Annotated in this window: 14 protein-coding genes; 10 read left to right on the plus strand and 4 right to left on the minus strand. The window is 64.5% G+C overall.

The features are described 5' to 3' along the window. Positions 1-54: 54 nt before the first annotated feature. From IVB41_RS29100 to IVB41_RS29125, 6 genes are all read left to right on the plus strand, one after another. Positions 55-750, plus strand: a complete 696-nt coding sequence (locus IVB41_RS29100) for a TetR/AcrR family transcriptional regulator (RefSeq protein WP_247437542.1) — start codon at positions 55-57, stop codon at positions 748-750. Then, positions 747-1535, plus strand: coding sequence for an HlyD family secretion protein (locus IVB41_RS29105; protein ID WP_247437544.1), 789 nt, complete (start codon positions 747-749; stop codon positions 1533-1535). Before IVB41_RS29100 ends, IVB41_RS29105 begins: the two co-directional genes overlap by 4 nt. Continuing rightward, positions 1532-2464 (plus strand): ABC transporter ATP-binding protein, encoded by a 933-nt coding sequence (locus IVB41_RS29110; protein WP_247362350.1) that lies wholly within the window; start codon positions 1532-1534, stop codon positions 2462-2464. Before IVB41_RS29105 ends, IVB41_RS29110 begins: the two co-directional genes overlap by 4 nt. After that, positions 2461-3624 (plus strand): ABC transporter permease, encoded by a 1164-nt coding sequence (locus IVB41_RS29115; protein ID WP_247362348.1) that lies wholly within the window; start codon positions 2461-2463, stop codon positions 3622-3624. The genes IVB41_RS29110 and IVB41_RS29115 overlap by 4 nt, the downstream gene beginning before the upstream one ends. Before the next feature lie 30 nt (positions 3625-3654). Continuing rightward, positions 3655-4962, plus strand: a complete 1308-nt coding sequence (locus tag IVB41_RS29120) for an adenylate/guanylate cyclase domain-containing protein (RefSeq protein ID WP_247287212.1) — start codon at positions 3655-3657, stop codon at positions 4960-4962. Positions 4963-5212: 250 nt separating this feature from the next. Then, entirely contained in the window at positions 5213-6127 is a 915-nt protein-coding gene (locus IVB41_RS29125) for a PhzF family phenazine biosynthesis protein (RefSeq protein WP_247437559.1), read from the plus strand. 33 nt (positions 6128-6160) lie between these two features. On the opposite strand, the gene IVB41_RS29130 is transcribed toward IVB41_RS29125, so the two are convergent. Both IVB41_RS29130 and IVB41_RS29135 read right to left on the minus strand, forming a co-directional pair. After that, positions 6161-6622, minus strand: a complete 462-nt coding sequence (locus IVB41_RS29130) for a DUF488 family protein (protein ID WP_247362341.1) — start codon at positions 6620-6622, stop codon at positions 6161-6163. Positions 6623-6644: 22 nt separating this feature from the next. Beyond that, the gene (locus tag IVB41_RS29135; RefSeq protein WP_247287208.1) at positions 6645-7466 is read right to left on the minus strand and encodes a DUF72 domain-containing protein; all 822 of its coding nucleotides are present in this window, start codon (positions 7464-7466) and stop codon (positions 6645-6647) included. A gap of 117 nt (positions 7467-7583) precedes the next feature. Between IVB41_RS29135 and IVB41_RS29140 the strand changes: the two genes are divergently transcribed. From IVB41_RS29140 to IVB41_RS29155, 4 genes are all read left to right on the plus strand, one after another. Next, entirely contained in the window at positions 7584-7964 is a 381-nt protein-coding gene (locus IVB41_RS29140; RefSeq protein WP_106944528.1) for a hypothetical protein, read from the plus strand. A gap of 88 nt (positions 7965-8052) precedes the next feature. After that, complete coding sequence (locus IVB41_RS29145; protein ID WP_027518781.1) at positions 8053-8256, plus strand: hypothetical protein; 204 nt, start codon at positions 8053-8055, stop codon at positions 8254-8256. 306 nt (positions 8257-8562) lie between these two features. Continuing rightward, complete coding sequence (locus tag IVB41_RS29150; RefSeq protein WP_027567728.1) at positions 8563-9696, plus strand: glycosyltransferase family 2 protein; 1134 nt, start codon at positions 8563-8565, stop codon at positions 9694-9696. Positions 9697-9702: 6 nt separating this feature from the next. Continuing rightward, entirely contained in the window at positions 9703-11205 is a 1503-nt protein-coding gene (locus tag IVB41_RS29155; protein ID WP_247437562.1) for a glycosyltransferase family 39 protein, read from the plus strand. 26 nt (positions 11206-11231) lie between these two features. Here IVB41_RS29155 and IVB41_RS29160 read toward each other — a convergent pair whose 3' ends face one another. Further along, positions 11232-13121 carry a CHASE2 domain-containing protein gene (locus tag IVB41_RS29160; protein WP_247437565.1) on the minus strand — a complete coding sequence of 630 codons (1890 nt, stop codon included), beginning with the start codon at positions 13119-13121 and terminating at the stop codon, positions 11232-11234. Positions 13122-13197: 76 nt separating this feature from the next. Continuing rightward, positions 13198-13722: a FecR domain-containing protein gene (locus tag IVB41_RS29165; RefSeq protein WP_247437567.1), complete on the minus strand. Its 525-nt coding sequence runs from the start codon at positions 13720-13722 to the stop codon at positions 13198-13200. Positions 13723-14071 lie beyond the last annotated feature (349 nt).

The following is a 14071-nucleotide window of genomic DNA, read 5'->3' on the forward strand; positions in this document are numbered from 1 at the left end:
TTGGGTCTGTAATCCTGTCTTGATTATGACTGACCGGTCAGTCATGTAATCAGGATGACCAAGAAGCCGACCAAACCCGCCGCTCCGTCCACAGATCGCGCCAGCGCAAAGGCCTCTGCACGCGCTCGCAACGACGCGGCACCCGCGTCGAGCCGCGCCACGCGCGCGGCGGAACGGCGTGCCGCGATCGTGGAGGCCGCGATGGAGGAATTCATCGCGCGCGGCTTTGCCGCGACGCGGCTCGACGATATCGCGAAGCGCGCGGGTGTCGCCAAGGGCACCATCTACCTGCACTTCAAGGACAAGGAATCCATGTTCGAGGAGCTGGTGCGGACCGTGATCGTCCCTGTGGTGACGCGGTTGACGGCATTGCCACCGCCGGCGGGCTCGGTGCGTGATCTCGTCGAGACGTTTGCCAGCAACTTCCTCAAGGAGGTGATCGGCACCAGACGCGGTGATCTCGTGCGCCTGATCGTGGCCGAGGGACCGCGCTTTCCGTCCGTGGCCGATTTCTACTATCGCGAGGTCGTCTCGCGCGGGATGGCCGCCATGCGCGCCCTGATCGAGCTCGGCATTGCCCGCGGCGAGATCCGCCAGAAGAACCTGGCGCATTACCCGCAGATCCTGGTCGCACCCGCGATGATCGCGGTGATCTGGCAGAGCCTGTTTGCGCGGCACGCGCCGCTCGACGCGCAGCACATGCTGCGCGTCCATCTCGATTTGATTTTTGGCGAACGGAGCACGGCATGAGGTCGTTGCGAGCAATTTTTATATTCGCATCAGTCGCGGTCCTCGCAACCGGGCTTGCTGGCTGCAAGGACAAGCGTGAGCCCGGCTTCCAGGGCTGGGTCGAGGCCGACATGATCTTCGTCAGCCCGGACGAGGCGGGCCGCGTGACGAAGCTGAACATGCGCGAGGGCGACGAGGTCAAGGTCGGAGATCACCTCTATTCCGTCGACGACGATCTCCAGCTTGCCGATCTCAACCAGAACAAGGCGACGCTTGCCAACGCGCAGCAGACCTATGACCGCGCGGCCTCGCTGAGCAAGACCGGCTCGGGCACGCAGGCCAATCTCGACTCGGCCGTCTCTGCCTTGCGCGTCGCTGAGGCGCGGGTGGCGACCTCGGAGACGCGGATGGCGCGGCGCAAGGGCTTTGCGCCCGTGGCCGGTACCATCCAGCAGATCTATTTTCGCGAGGGCGAGATGGTGGCAGCGCAGCGGCCCGTGCTCTCGATCATGCCTCCCGGCAACATGAAGCTGCGCTTCTTCGTGCCGGAGACGGAGCTGCCGAAGCTTGCGATCGGCGATACGGTGCGGATCGCGTGCGACAATTGCGCCGCCGATCTCACGGCAAAGATCTACTTCATCGCGACTTCGGCCGAATACACCCCGCCTGTCATCTACAGCCTCGAGGAGCGCAACAAGCTCGTCTACCTGATCCAGGCGCGGCCGTCGCGCCCCGATGCGCTGCGTGTCGGACAACCTATCGACGTCCATCTCAATCCAAAAACCCCCGTGGCGGACAAGCGATGAACGGCGGCAATGGCATTGCGATCGACGTCAAGGGCCTGAGCAAGTCGTTCGGCGGCCGCGAGGTCGTGCACGATTTGTCGATGCAGGTGAAGCGGGGTTCGATCTACGGCTTCCTCGGCCCGAACGGCTCGGGCAAGACGACGACGATCCGCATCCTGTGCGGCCTGCTCACGCCCGACAGCGGCGAGGGCACCTGCCTCGGCTACGACATCAGGCGCGATGCCGAAAAGATCAAGCGCCAGGTCGGTTACATGACCCAGCGCTTCAGCCTCTATCAGGATCTCTCTGTCCGCGAAAACCTCGAATTCGTCGCGCGCCTATACGGCCTTCGCGATGCACGCGGCGCCGCGCGCGACATGATCAAGCGGATCGGGCTCTCGGGGCGCGAGGAACAGCTCGCGGGCGAGCTCTCCGGCGGCTGGAAGCAGCGGCTGGCGTTGGGCGCCTGCACATTGCCCAGTCCGAAACTGCTGTTGCTGGACGAGCCGACCGCCGGCGTCGACCCGAAGGCGCGGCGCGATTTCTGGAACGAGATTCATGCACTGGCGGCCGACGGTCTCACCGTGCTGGTCTCGACACACTACATGGACGAGGCCGAGCGCTGTCACGAGATTGCTTATATCGCCTATGGCCATCTGCTCGTGCACGGCACCGTGGACGAGGTGATCGCGAAATCCGCGTTGACGACCTACACCGTGACGGGCGAGGACCTGAACGGGCTCACCGCTGCGCTCACCGGCAAGCCTGGAATCGACATGGTGGCGCCGTTCGGCACGTCGTTGCACGTCTCCGGCCGCGACGTCGCCGCGCTCGAGGCCAGCATCGCGCCGTGGCGCGAGAAAAGCGGGCTGCATTGGCACAAATCATCGCCTTCACTGGAAGACGTGTTCATCGAATTGATGAGTCGTTCCAAGGACAATTTCCAATGAGCGCGGTCGATCGTCCCGAACCCCAGCACGCGATCCGGGAGCGATTCGGCTTCTGGAGGCGCTCCTATGCGATGCTGATCAAGGAGTTCATCCAGCTCAGGCGCGACCGGGTGTCGTTTGCAATGATCGTGATGCTGCCGGTGATGCAGCTGCTCCTGTTCGGCTATGCCATCAACACCACGCCGCACAATCTGCCGAGCGCGGTGCTGCTCCAGGAGGACTCCGATCTCGCCCGCTCGATCCTGAAGGCGCTGGAGAACACCGCCTATTTCCGCTTTCTCTACGAAGTGCACGACGTCGACGACTTCGACAATCTCCTGAAATCCGGCAAGGTTCTGTTCGGCGTCGAGATCCCGCGCGGCTTCGAGCGGGCAGTGCGGCGCGGCGATAAGCCGGCGCTGCTGGTCGCGGCCGACGCCACCGATCCAGTGGCGGCGAGCGCGGCGATCGGCTCGCTCGGCATGGTCGTGCAGACCGCACTCAAGCACGATCTCTACATCGGAGATCCCCCGGAGATGCCGTTCGAGATCCGCGCGCATGCCCGCTACAACCCCGCCGCCGCGTCGAGCCTCAACATCGTGCCGGGCCTCGTCGGCACCATCCTCACCATGACCATGCTGATCTTCACCGCGCTCTCGGTCACGCGCGAGGTCGAGCGCGGCACGATGGAGAGCCTGCTGTCGATGCCGATCAGGCCGGTCGAGGTGATGTTCGGCAAGATCATCCCTTACGTGCTGGTCGGGTTCGTGCAGGCGTTCCTCATCATCGGCATCGGGGTCGGCCTGTTCGGCGTGCCGGTGCTCGGCAATCTGTTCCTGCTGGCGCTGCTCTCGACGCTGTTCATCACGACCAACCTGGCGATCGGGTATACGATCTCGACGCTGGTGCAGAACCAGCTCCAGGCGATGCAGATGTCGATGATGTTCTTCCTGCCGAGCATCTTGCTGTCCGGCTTCATGTTCCCGTTTGCCGGGATGCCGGCCTGGGCGCAATATGTCGGCGAGTGCTTGCCGCTGACGCATTATTTGCGCATCGTCCGCGCCATCATGCTGAAGGGCGCGAGCATGCAAAATTTGCATTTCGACGCGCTGGCGCTGGCGGTCCTGATGCTGCTCGCCATGACCATCGCCGTGACGCGCTTCCGCCGCACGCTGGATTGAGGCAAGATGCCCCGGAATCAAGGGGGCGGAATGGTCAGTTTTGCGAGCAGGAAGGCCCGGCAGCATGCCGTGGTCTCCGAAGACTTCGAGCGCGAGCTGACGCGCGAAGTGCTGCGCACCGAGCTCGTGCGGGTGAGGGCGCTGATCACGACGGGCTGCGTCATCGTCGTGTTTCTCACTGCGATCTATCTTGTCGATTCCTCCGTGGTGCAGCGGGTCTGGCGGGGCACCGAGGGGCTTGCCGAGGTCTATGGTCTCCTGACCGGCTTCATCCTGTTCGAGGTCTGGGTCCACAGCCAGATCAGGCGAAACCTCAAGCTCGACCGCGATCTGCCGGTGATCCGGCGCTATATCGGTGCGCTGATCGAGACCTCGCTGCCGACCGTCATCCTGATCCTGCAGATTCGCAGCATGGGCGCGAGCCAGGCGCTCGGCTTCGTCGTGCCGCTGATCTATTTCATTTTCGTCATCCTTTCGACCCTGCGGCTGGACTTCTGGCTGTCCACCTTCACCGGCTTCGTCGCTGCGGGTGAGTTGCTCACTGTGGCGCTGATCTTCGATCCCGCCAGCGGGAGCGGCGAGCCGCAGATCTATTTCCACGCGGTACGAAGCACCATCATCCTGATCTGCGGCGTGCTTGCCGGCGCGGTCGGTGCGCAGCTCCGCCGCCAGTTCGCCGCGAGCATTGCCGCAGCGACCGCGCGCGACCGGGTGACCAACCTGTTCGGCCAGCACGTTTCGCCGCAGGTGGTGGAGCGGCTGATGGCGGCGGGGACGAGCGCCGCCGGCGACCTCCGCCGCGTTGCCGTGATGTTCGTCGATTTTCGCGGCTTCACCGCGGGCGCGCAGTCGCGAACCCCGCAGGAGGTGGTCGACCGGCTCGACGGCGCCTTCGCCGTTCTGGTCGACATTCTCGACCGCGAGGGTGGCATCGTGAACAAGTTTTTGGGCGACGGCTTTCTCGCCCTGTTCGGTGCGCCGCTGGAGACTTCCGACGCCGCGCACCGCGCGGTCGCCGCGGGCCGCGAGATGCTAACCGCGATGGAGCGCATCAACGCGCAGACGAGCTGGCCGCTCAAGATCGGCATCGGTATCCATTTCGGCGAGGTCGTCGCCGGCAATATCGGCTCGCCCCGGCGCAAGGAATACACCGTCATCGGAGACACCGTGAACTTCGCCTCACGGCTGGAGGCGCTGAACAAGGAGTTCGGCTCGCAGCTCTTGATCTCGGCGGCCGTTCGCGAGGCACTTGGCAAGGACTGCGACGATGCGGTCTCGCTTGGGGAGGTCGAGGTGCGCGGTTACGAACAGAAGGTGGCGGTGTTTCAACTGGGGTGAGGGCCGCTTCCTGCGCTTTCAAATGTGAGTCGCGCTTCGCTGAAGCGGGTCGGGTTCGTTGAAGGAGCGTGATGAAATATCTCTGCTAGCTTTTGGGGCTTGCATTGTGGAAGCCGCTTCTCGGCCTCCAACGCGTCACCGCGATTGCTCCGATTGCACTCAATTTTGGGGAATGACGGACGATGTTGCCGGCTTGTAAAGTGCCGGCGACGCGGCCGATTGCGGCTGCGATTGCGTAAGGGAAATGAAGATGCAGCGCCGCTACATCACCGTCGACGTGTTCACCGACCGCGCCTTCGGCGGCAACCAGCTCGCCGTGGTGCTCGATGCCGGCGGGTTGTCGACCACGCAAATGCAGGCGATCGCGACCGAGTTCAACTATTCCGAGACGACCTTCGTGTTGCCGCCGCGTGACAAGGCGAATGATGCAGAGGTGCGCATCTTCACGCCTGTCAGGGAGCTTCCTTTCGCTGGCCATCCCAATGTCGGCACCGCCTTCGTGCTGGCCTCGATCGCGAAGGAGCCGAAACCGCGTCTGCGGTTCGAGGAGAAGGCGGGGCTGGTGCCGGTCGATATCTCGCGAGAGCAGGGGCGGGTAATCAGCACCGAGCTCACCGCGCCGCAGCCTCTGACCCGCCTGTCGCAGTTGTCTGCCGCTGATGCCGCGAGCTGCATCTCACTCCGTGCAGACGACATTAGGGTCGACCGTCACGCTCCACAGGTCGTCAGCGTTGGAACGCCGTTTCTGGTGATTGAGGTGCACTCGCGCGATGCGCTCAAACGGGCGAGGTCCGACGCGGCGGCCTTCGGCAAGGTATTTCCGTGCGACGGCGCGTTCGCGGCGTGGTTCTATACGCGCGATGTGCCCGCGGCGGAGGCGCCTTGCGAGCGGCAGGCGCGGATGTTCATGCGCGGCGCCGGCGGCCTCGCCGAAGACCCCGCCACCGGCAGCGCAACGGTCGCGGCCGCCGCGCTGTTCGCCGATCTCGATCCTGTCCGCGACGGCGAGTTGAAGCTCACGGTCGGCCAGGGTTTTGACATGGGGCGGCCGAGCCTCTTGCTGACGCGCGTGCGCAAGCAGGACGGCAACATCGTCTCCGCTCATGTCGGCGGCAGCTGTGTGCAGATGATGGAAGGCACGTTCCGGCTCGCGGGGGAGGGGTAGCTCTCTATTCCCGGCCATGACGGAGAGAGTCGTTCAGGCCTGCCGTCCCGCCAGATTCTTCACTGCCACTCCATCGCGCTCTTCGATGATCTCAGCGATCATCTGGCGGTGGCAGTGGGTGTGATCGCGCTCGTAGCAAAGCAGACAGACGGGACCTGCTTTCTTCACCAGCGCCGAGAGCTCGTCCATCTGCTCCCTGGCCTCCGGCGTCTTCAGGTGCTTTGAGAAAACCTTCTCCAGCACATCGTATTGCCCGCTGCGGGCGGCGAGGCGGCCTTCCTTGGGCGTTCCGAGCGCTGCCAGATGGACATAGGCGATGCCGCGTTCATCGAGGCCTGCGGCGAGCTGCCTCTTGGAAAAGCCGGGCCGGCGCGATGACGTCACCGCGCGCACGTCGACGACGAGCTTGACGCCGGATTGCTCCAGCTCGTCGAGCACTGCCTTGGGCGGCGTCTGCTCATAGCCGATGGTGAAGAGCTTTTTTGCCTTTGCCATGAGACACCTTTAGCGAAACACGTCAGCTCACCCGCGCGATCAGCTCCATGGCGCCGGCCGGCGCGCGCACCTTGCCCTCGTGGATGACATAGGCGAACACGTCGCGCGGCTCCTTCTTCGGCTTGGCCTTGTCGACCTTCGGCAGGTCGTCGGGTTCACTTCCCTCGGCCCAGTGCTGAAAGCGCTTTGCCCAGGCATCGAGCTGCTTCGGCGGATAGCATGTCTTGATCTCGTCATTGCCCTTCTGCAGCCGGGCATAGACGAAATCGCCGGCGACGTCGGCGATCGCGGGATATTTGCCGTGCTCGGCGAAGACGACGGGCGTCTCGAATTCGCGGATCAGCGCGACGAAGTCCGGCGCGCAGAAACTGTCGTGACGGACCTCGACGACGTGGCGCAGGGCGCGTCCGTCGAGCTTGCGCGGCAACAGCTCGAGGAATTTGCCGAAATCGGCGCCGTCGAATTTTTTGGTCGGCGCGAACTGCCACAGCACCGGCCCAAGATGATCGCCGAGTTCCAGCACGCCGGAATCATAGAAACGTTTGATGGAATCCCCAGCCTCGGCCAGCACGCGCCGGTTGGTGGCGAAGCGCGGCCCCTTGACCGAGAACACGAAACCATCAGGCACCTCGCTCGCCCATTTGCGAAAGCTCTCCGGTTTCTGCGAGCCGTAATAGGTGCCGTTGATCTCGATCGAGGTCAGTTTCGAGGCGGCGTAGGACAGCTCCTTGGCTTGCGTCAGCTTCTCCGGATAGAACACGCCGCGCCAAGGCTCGAAGGTCCAGCCGCCGATGCCGATAAAGATGTTGCCTGATTTTTTAGACGCGGTTTTTGCTTTGGCCACGGGAGGATCTCGGATGACGGGAGGAGGGGCCTCCATCCTAATCAAACGAGTTGTGATTGGCCAGTTGCGACGTCCCGTCTAAGCTCGCGACGGGATCTGCGAAAAAAGGAGAACAAGATGCGGATGCTGATGGTGGGAGCGGCGCTCGTTATGATGACATCTGCTGCCATGATATCTTCAGTTATGGCCGACGATGACGATGCCAAGGGTGCGCAGAAGCTCGCCATGCAGGGCCGCGACGATTATTGGCATTGCCTGGCGCGGGAATATTCGCGCGACGGCAATCAGGGCCTGTCGGAACAGGATTTTGGCCGCTCCGTCGCCGGAGCCTGTCCGTCGGAGCGACAATACTACCGGGTGGCACTGCTCGATTATCTCACCACGCAATATCCCGATATTGATGCCGGCGCGCATCTCGCGACCGCGAACAGGGCGGTGGAGGCGGCGCAAAAGGACATCGTGACGGCCTTCGTCAAGCACAAGCCGCCGCAGAAATAGCCCATGGACCGGTGCCTCCGGCAAGCCCTTCCGGCGGCGCTCTCATCCATGGTATTATTGAGCGCATCTGGAACAGGGATGAGTTTCCATGTCGTCTGAGTCGGTGGGGGGCATTTTGGGCGCGATCGTCGCGGCGATCGTGCTTGCGGTGGCCGTCGTCTTCGGGCCGATCGGCCAATACGGCAAGCCGCCCAGGCCCGCGAAAGTCGACCCGGCCGCCGTTACGGCGCCGGCGGCCCCTGCCGCGCCCGTGCCGCGAGGGCCGGTGATCAAGGAAGTCCCGAACCAATAAGGGCGTGAAAAGGGCCTGTTTCGCCCCTTGTAAAGCGGCGTTGCCGTTCCCATTTAGCTTATAACGGCGACGTTGAGCGAAAAACTCCGGCGCTGGAACGACCTTGGAATAGCACAGGCTGCGCCGGATGTACGCGCGGCCCGCCGTTCCGGGGTCGTTGGCATTTTTGGGCCCCTTTTGGGCCGCTCCCCAGAGAAACCCCGGCTTGCGAGCGCAAGTTCTTGGCAGCACAAGTTCTTGGCAGCACAAGTTCTTGGCAGCACAAGTTCTTGGCAGCACGGGACGCGGCGGATATACGCTGCCGTCATGAATGAAGCGATCAGACCGGGCTCCGACACCCAAAAGGCGGCTTCGCCGGCGCCGGAATTGTCGGTCGTCGTCCCGACCTTCAACGAACGCGACAATGTCGCGGTGCTTTACCGGCGGCTGGAGGCCGCGCTGGCCGGCATCGCCTGGGAAGTCGTGTTCGTCGACGACAATTCGCCTGATGGCACTTGGGACGTCGTGCGCGCGCTGGCCCAGCGCGACAGCCGCGTGCGCTGTGTCCGCCGCATCGGCCGCCGCGGCCTGTCGGGGGCCTGCATCGAGGGCATCCTGGCCTGCAGCGCGCCCTATGCGGCCGTGATCGACGCCGATCTTCAGCACGACGAGACGCAACTGCCGAAGATGCTGTCGCTGCTCGCGAGCGGGCAGGCCGAGCTCGTGGTCGGCAGCCGCTACATCGAGGGCTACAAGAGCGAAGGCTTCAACAAGCAGCGCGCCGGCGCCAGCGCGCTGGCAACGGAACTCGCCAGGAAAGCGCTGCGGGTCGAGATCGCCGATCCCATGAGCGGCTTCTTCATGGTTCGCCGCGACCGTTTCGAGCAGCTGGCGCCGAAACTTTCCGTGCACGGCTTCAAGATCCTGCTCGACCTCGTCGCGAGCGCGAACGGCAGCTTGCGCGCCATCGAAATTCCCTACACATTCGGTGAGCGCCAGCACGGCGAAAGCAAGCTCGATTCTATGGTCGCGCTGGATTTTCTCGGCCTGGTGCTGGCAAAGTTCACCAACGACGCTGTCTCGTTGCGCTTCCTGCTGTTCGCGATGGTCGGCGGGATCGGCCTCGTGGTGCATCTCACGACCCTGTTCATATCGCTCGAACTATTCAAGGAGCCGTTCGCGGAAGCGCAGGCCTCCGGCGCCATCGTCGCGATGACCAGCAATTTCGTCCTCAACAACTTCCTCACCTATCGCGACCAGCGGCTGAAGGGCTTTGCGCTGCTGCGCGGCCTGATCGCGTTCTACATCGTGTGCAGCGTCGGCCTGCTCGCCAATGTCGGCGTCGCCTTCTCGGTCTACGACCAGGAGCCGATCTGGTGGCTTGCGGGTGCGGCCGGGGCGCTGATGGGCGTGGTGTGGAACTACGCGATGTCCGGACTGTTCGTCTGGCGCAAGAAATAGCTCACGATGGGCGGGGCTGACGCGCGGATCGTCCGCAATACGGCGCTGGTGATCCTTGCGCTGGTCGGCATGCGGCTCGTCGCAGCCGCGTTCACGCCGATCACCTTCGACGAAGCCTACTACTGGATGTGGTCGAAGAACCTCGCCGGGGGGTACTACGACCACCCGCCGATGGTTGCCTACGTCATCCGCGCCGGCACCCTGATCGCCGGCGACACCGAACTCGGCGTCCGCCTGGTCTCGATCCTGCTCGCGCTGCCGATGAGCTACGCGATCTATCGCTCCGCCGCGATCCTGTTCGGCGGCGCGCGGGTGGCGGCGACCAGCGCCATCCTGCTCAACGTGACGCTGCTGGCCTCGGTCGGCACGCTGATCGTCACGCCCGATTCGCCACTTCTGGTTGCCTCCAGCTTCGTGCTGTTCTTTCTCGCCAAAGTGCTGGAGAGCGGGCGCGGCGTCTGGTGGCTCGCGGTCGGCGCAGCCGTCGGCGCGGCGCTCCTGTCGAAATACACCGCGATGTTCTTTGGGCTGGCGATCCTGATCTGGATCGCGGCCGTGCCGAAACTGCGGCACTGGTTTCTCTCGCCCTGGCCGTATCTCGGCGGTTTCGTTGCGCTCGCGCTGTTCTCGCCGGTGATCCTCTGGAATGCCGATCATCAATGGGTCTCGTTCGCAAAGCAGCTCGGGCGCGCCAGGATCGAGGATTTTCGTCCGGTCTTCATTGCCGAGCTGATCCCGACCCAGATCGCGTTCGCAACCCCGCTGGTGTTCATCCTCGGCGCGATGGGGCTGCACGCGCTGACCTGGCGTCGGGCCGGCGCGCTGGCCTCGCGCGTGCTGATCGAGACGATGTTCTGGACCATCGTTGCCTATTTCGTCTGGCATTCGCTGCATGCCCGCGTCGAGGCCAACTGGTTCGCGCCGGTCTATCCGCCTTTCGTCATCGCGGCGGCCGGCGCCGCCAATCTCGTGCAGTGGAAGCCCCGCCAGCGCCGCTTGGTGGATTTTTGCCTGCGCTGGGCCGCACCCACCGGCATCGTGATGTTTTCCGCGTTGATCGTGCAGGCCAATACCGGCTGGCTGTCCGGCTATCGCCGCGATGCGACCGTGCGCAGCGTCGGCGTCGGCTGGCGCGAGCTCGCTGCCGAAATCGAAGCGGTGCGCGCCCGCAATGGCGCGACCTGCGTGCTTGCGCCGGACTACGGCACGACGGGCTGGCTCGCCTTCTATCTGCCGCGCGGCAGCTGCGTGGCGCAGCAGAACCAGCGCATCCGCTGGGCCAACATGCCCGATCCGGATCCAAAGCTGCTTGCGGGCAAGCTGATCTATGTCGACGAGCTGCGCACTGACGGCCATCCGGCGGTCCACGACCTCTTTGCCAAGGTGACGCAGGTCGCGCAATTGCAGCGCAAGCGCGGCCCGCTCGTGGTCGAGACTTACAGCATCGATCTGCTCGAAGGCGCCAAGGGCGACGTGCTGGATCGCTCGCCGCCGCCGGAAGCGCGGTAGCTCTTCGTCGGGATGATGGCGAAGGTTCAGTCGATCATCTCGGCCTTGGTCGCGGCCTGGTTCGGCCTGTCCTGGTCGCGCCAGAACCAGACGGTCACGACGCCGGAGCGGCCGCGGACCTGCGTGAGCAGGGGGCCCGACAATACGCCGTCGGGAGCGCCCTGGAAGTCGGCCGCATCCAGCAGCGTATCGCTGAGCGCGAGCCGCGCGCCGTTCTGGGCGGCAACCTCCATCAACCGGCTCGCGACGTTGACGGTGTCGCCCGTCGCCGTGATGTGCTGATGGCTCTCGCCGAGGCGCGAGGCGACGATCGGGCCGAAATGCGCGCCGATCTTGAAGCCGAGCTGGTGCCCGATCGCAGACGGCAGTGACGCGATCCAGCGTTCGACGCCGCGATGCAAGTCGATCGCGCATTTCAGTGCGCGTGCGGCGTCGTCGGGCATTGCGCCGGGCAGGCCGAACAGGATCATGGCGCCGTCGCCGAGAAAGCCGCTGATCATGCCACCGCTATCGACCGCGGTCTTCTCGATCAGCGCGTGAAACGCCTTCAGAATGTCCTGGAGTTCGCCCGGATCGATCCGCTCGCTCAGCGCCGTGAAGCCGGAGAGATCGATGAAGACCATTGCTGCGTCCTGCCGGACGGGTGTTGACAGGAAATTCGGATCGCGCGCCAGCCACTCCTGCACGGCCGGCGCCTGGAATTGCGCGAGCGACCGGCTCTTGGCGGCGAAATATTGCGTGCGGCGGCCTCCCGCCCACAATTGCACGCCGGCAAAGATCGCAACCGGCGGCACTGCTGCGGCGAGCGTGGTCGCGGCGTTCAGCCAGACGCCATGTGTGAACGCGAACAAATTGAAGCTGGCCCAGGCGATCATCACCGCGGCCGCGGCGACGATGCCAAGCGCGCTGCGCCGCCAGGCGAGCAGACCCACCAGCAGCATCGGCAACAGGATCGCGATGAGCGCGTCGGCGATGTGGACCTTGCGGTCCCGCACGATGCTGTCGCCGGCGACGAGATGGGTGATCGCGGTGGAGACCACTTCGACGCCAGGCATCAGGGAATCGAACGGTGTTGGGTAAAAATCACCGCCGCCGGCGACCGAGGCCCCGATCACGACGATCCGGTTCTCGATCGCCGCGCGACTTAACGTGCCGTCGAAGATGCTCTGTGCGCTGACGGTGCGGATGGTCCGGCGCGGGCCGTAATAGGTGATCGGTAGCGCGAAGTCGGTATCGGTGGGCACTGCGCGGTCGCCGAGCATCAGATGGTCCGGCGCGATCGTCAGCGACTTGTCGAGCGCGCGCGCCGCGACCCGCAACGGAAAGGACAGCTCGACCTTGTCGCTGGTCCGGAACAGCATCGGCACCGAGAGCGGTGAGCCAGACTGGCCGGTCGCAACATTGACGACGCCGACCTCGGCATGATCGGCGAACGCCGGCAAGGGCAGCAGGAAGCGCTCGGCCTGCGGCAGGGCGGCGAGGGGGCCTTGGCCGCTGGTCTCCACGGTCTCGCTGGCGGACGGGAAGATCGCCGCGGCGGCAAGAACGATGGGACCCGTAGCCAGCGTATTTGCCAGCGTGGCGTCGCCGATCGCAGCGCTGCGGTCGACCAGCAGCAGGTCGATCGCGACGACCTTCGGCTTGAACTGCACGATGGTGTCGACGACGCGGGCGAGATCGGCGCGCGGCAGCGGGTAGCTGCCGCCGCGCTTCACGACGGTGTCGTCGATCGCGACGATGGTGATGAGATCGGGCGGAACCCGCACGCCACGGACCTGCGTCCGCCAGTCCGTCAGCGTCGCCTCGAGGCGGTCGAGAAAGCGCAGATGACCGTTGGCGTGCCCGGCATAGATGCCCGCGCCCCACAGTGCGGTGAGGACGAGTGCCACCAGGATCTGAACGCGTCGGCTACTCATGTGGTCGTGTTGCAATTTCTCTATCGTCCAAATGCTGTTGGCCGAGTCCAGCTGACTCGAACTTATTGGCCTGGCCCTATTGACCAAGCCTTGCCATCAATGCGTCGACGCGCGGCTGGCCCCATGTCTTGACCGTCAACAGGCCTGTCGCTTCCACGTCGACGCCTTCGCCGCGGCCCAATACCACGCCGCGCCCGCCGCTCCTGCGGCTCACGCCGACACGGCCGTCAGCCACGAAGACGGAGGTCTTGGCCTCCGCGACATCGACCGCCCATTTCGTGCCGCGCACCGCGGCGATCGCCTGCGGCGTCAGGACCTTGAAGGGATTGCCGCCGGGCTTCTTGGGCACCTCGACCAGCAGCGCTTTGCTGCTCAACTCCACGGAGTCTATATGTCCGTCGCGGTTAGCGTCCTTAAGTTCAAATCTGGCACCGCTTTCGGCAACGATCGTGATGCCGTTGTCGCAGCGCCAGGTCTGCGTACCGGCAGCAGACGGCGCCGCCGTGCAGCCCACATTGGCAGCAGGCTGTGCAATCGCATGTCCGATCAACAGAAACGACCCCGCCAGAGCGAAAAACCCTGCGCGCACGAACTCTCTCATGCCAGCCTCCGTTTGCGTGCTCGGCACAGTTCAAGGCGATCTTGATACGGTACCGTATCACACGCAGAGGCTGCTGAAAAGTGCCGGTTGCCGTAGCTATTTTCTCGCTGCGGCCTTTTCCAGTGCGGTGCGATCAACTTTCGGTCAGGGCACCGGCTCGCGCGCGCGGTCTGTGATGTGGCTGCTGATAACCGCGCTGCGGCTACGGACGAGAGGGGGCCGTGCGCACCAGCCTCGCGCAACGTTTCCCCGTTATCTTCCGGGTATTGAAGACCACGAAAACGACTTGGTTGGATGGCCTTAGAGATGCGGCCGGAGACGGTCGCCGGCAACGCCAAATCCCGCCGAG

It is taken from the genome of Bradyrhizobium sp. 44, assembly GCF_023073095.1.
Lineage (GTDB): Bacteria > Pseudomonadota > Alphaproteobacteria > Rhizobiales > Xanthobacteraceae > Bradyrhizobium.

Bases quoted from the DNA above. Each gene is read 5' to 3' on its own strand.
- IVB41_RS29165 (WP_247437567.1), bottom strand. From the start codon at position 13,722: ATGAGAGAGTTCGTGCGCGCAGGGTTTTTCGCTCTGGCGGGGTCGTTT.
- IVB41_RS29105 (WP_247437544.1), top strand. From the start codon at position 747: ATGAGGTCGTTGCGAGCAATTTTTATATTCGCATCAGTCGCGGTCCTC.
- IVB41_RS29110 (WP_247362350.1), top strand. From the start codon at position 1,532: ATGAACGGCGGCAATGGCATTGCGATCGACGTCAAGGGCCTGAGCAAG.
- IVB41_RS29120 (WP_247287212.1), top strand. From the start codon at position 3,655: ATGGTCAGTTTTGCGAGCAGGAAGGCCCGGCAGCATGCCGTGGTCTCC.
- IVB41_RS29155 (WP_247437562.1), top strand. From the start codon at position 9,703: ATGGGCGGGGCTGACGCGCGGATCGTCCGCAATACGGCGCTGGTGATC.
- IVB41_RS29150 (WP_027567728.1), top strand. From the start codon at position 8,563: ATGAATGAAGCGATCAGACCGGGCTCCGACACCCAAAAGGCGGCTTCG.
- IVB41_RS29145 (WP_027518781.1), top strand. From the start codon at position 8,053: ATGTCGTCTGAGTCGGTGGGGGGCATTTTGGGCGCGATCGTCGCGGCG.
- IVB41_RS29125 (WP_247437559.1), top strand. From the start codon at position 5,213: ATGCAGCGCCGCTACATCACCGTCGACGTGTTCACCGACCGCGCCTTC.
- IVB41_RS29130 (WP_247362341.1), bottom strand. From the start codon at position 6,622: ATGGCAAAGGCAAAAAAGCTCTTCACCATCGGCTATGAGCAGACGCCG.
- IVB41_RS29160 (WP_247437565.1), bottom strand. From the start codon at position 13,121: ATGAGTAGCCGACGCGTTCAGATCCTGGTGGCACTCGTCCTCACCGCA.
- IVB41_RS29140 (WP_106944528.1), top strand. From the start codon at position 7,584: ATGCGGATGCTGATGGTGGGAGCGGCGCTCGTTATGATGACATCTGCT.
- IVB41_RS29100 (WP_247437542.1), top strand. From the start codon at position 55: ATGACCAAGAAGCCGACCAAACCCGCCGCTCCGTCCACAGATCGCGCC.
- IVB41_RS29115 (WP_247362348.1), top strand. From the start codon at position 2,461: ATGAGCGCGGTCGATCGTCCCGAACCCCAGCACGCGATCCGGGAGCGA.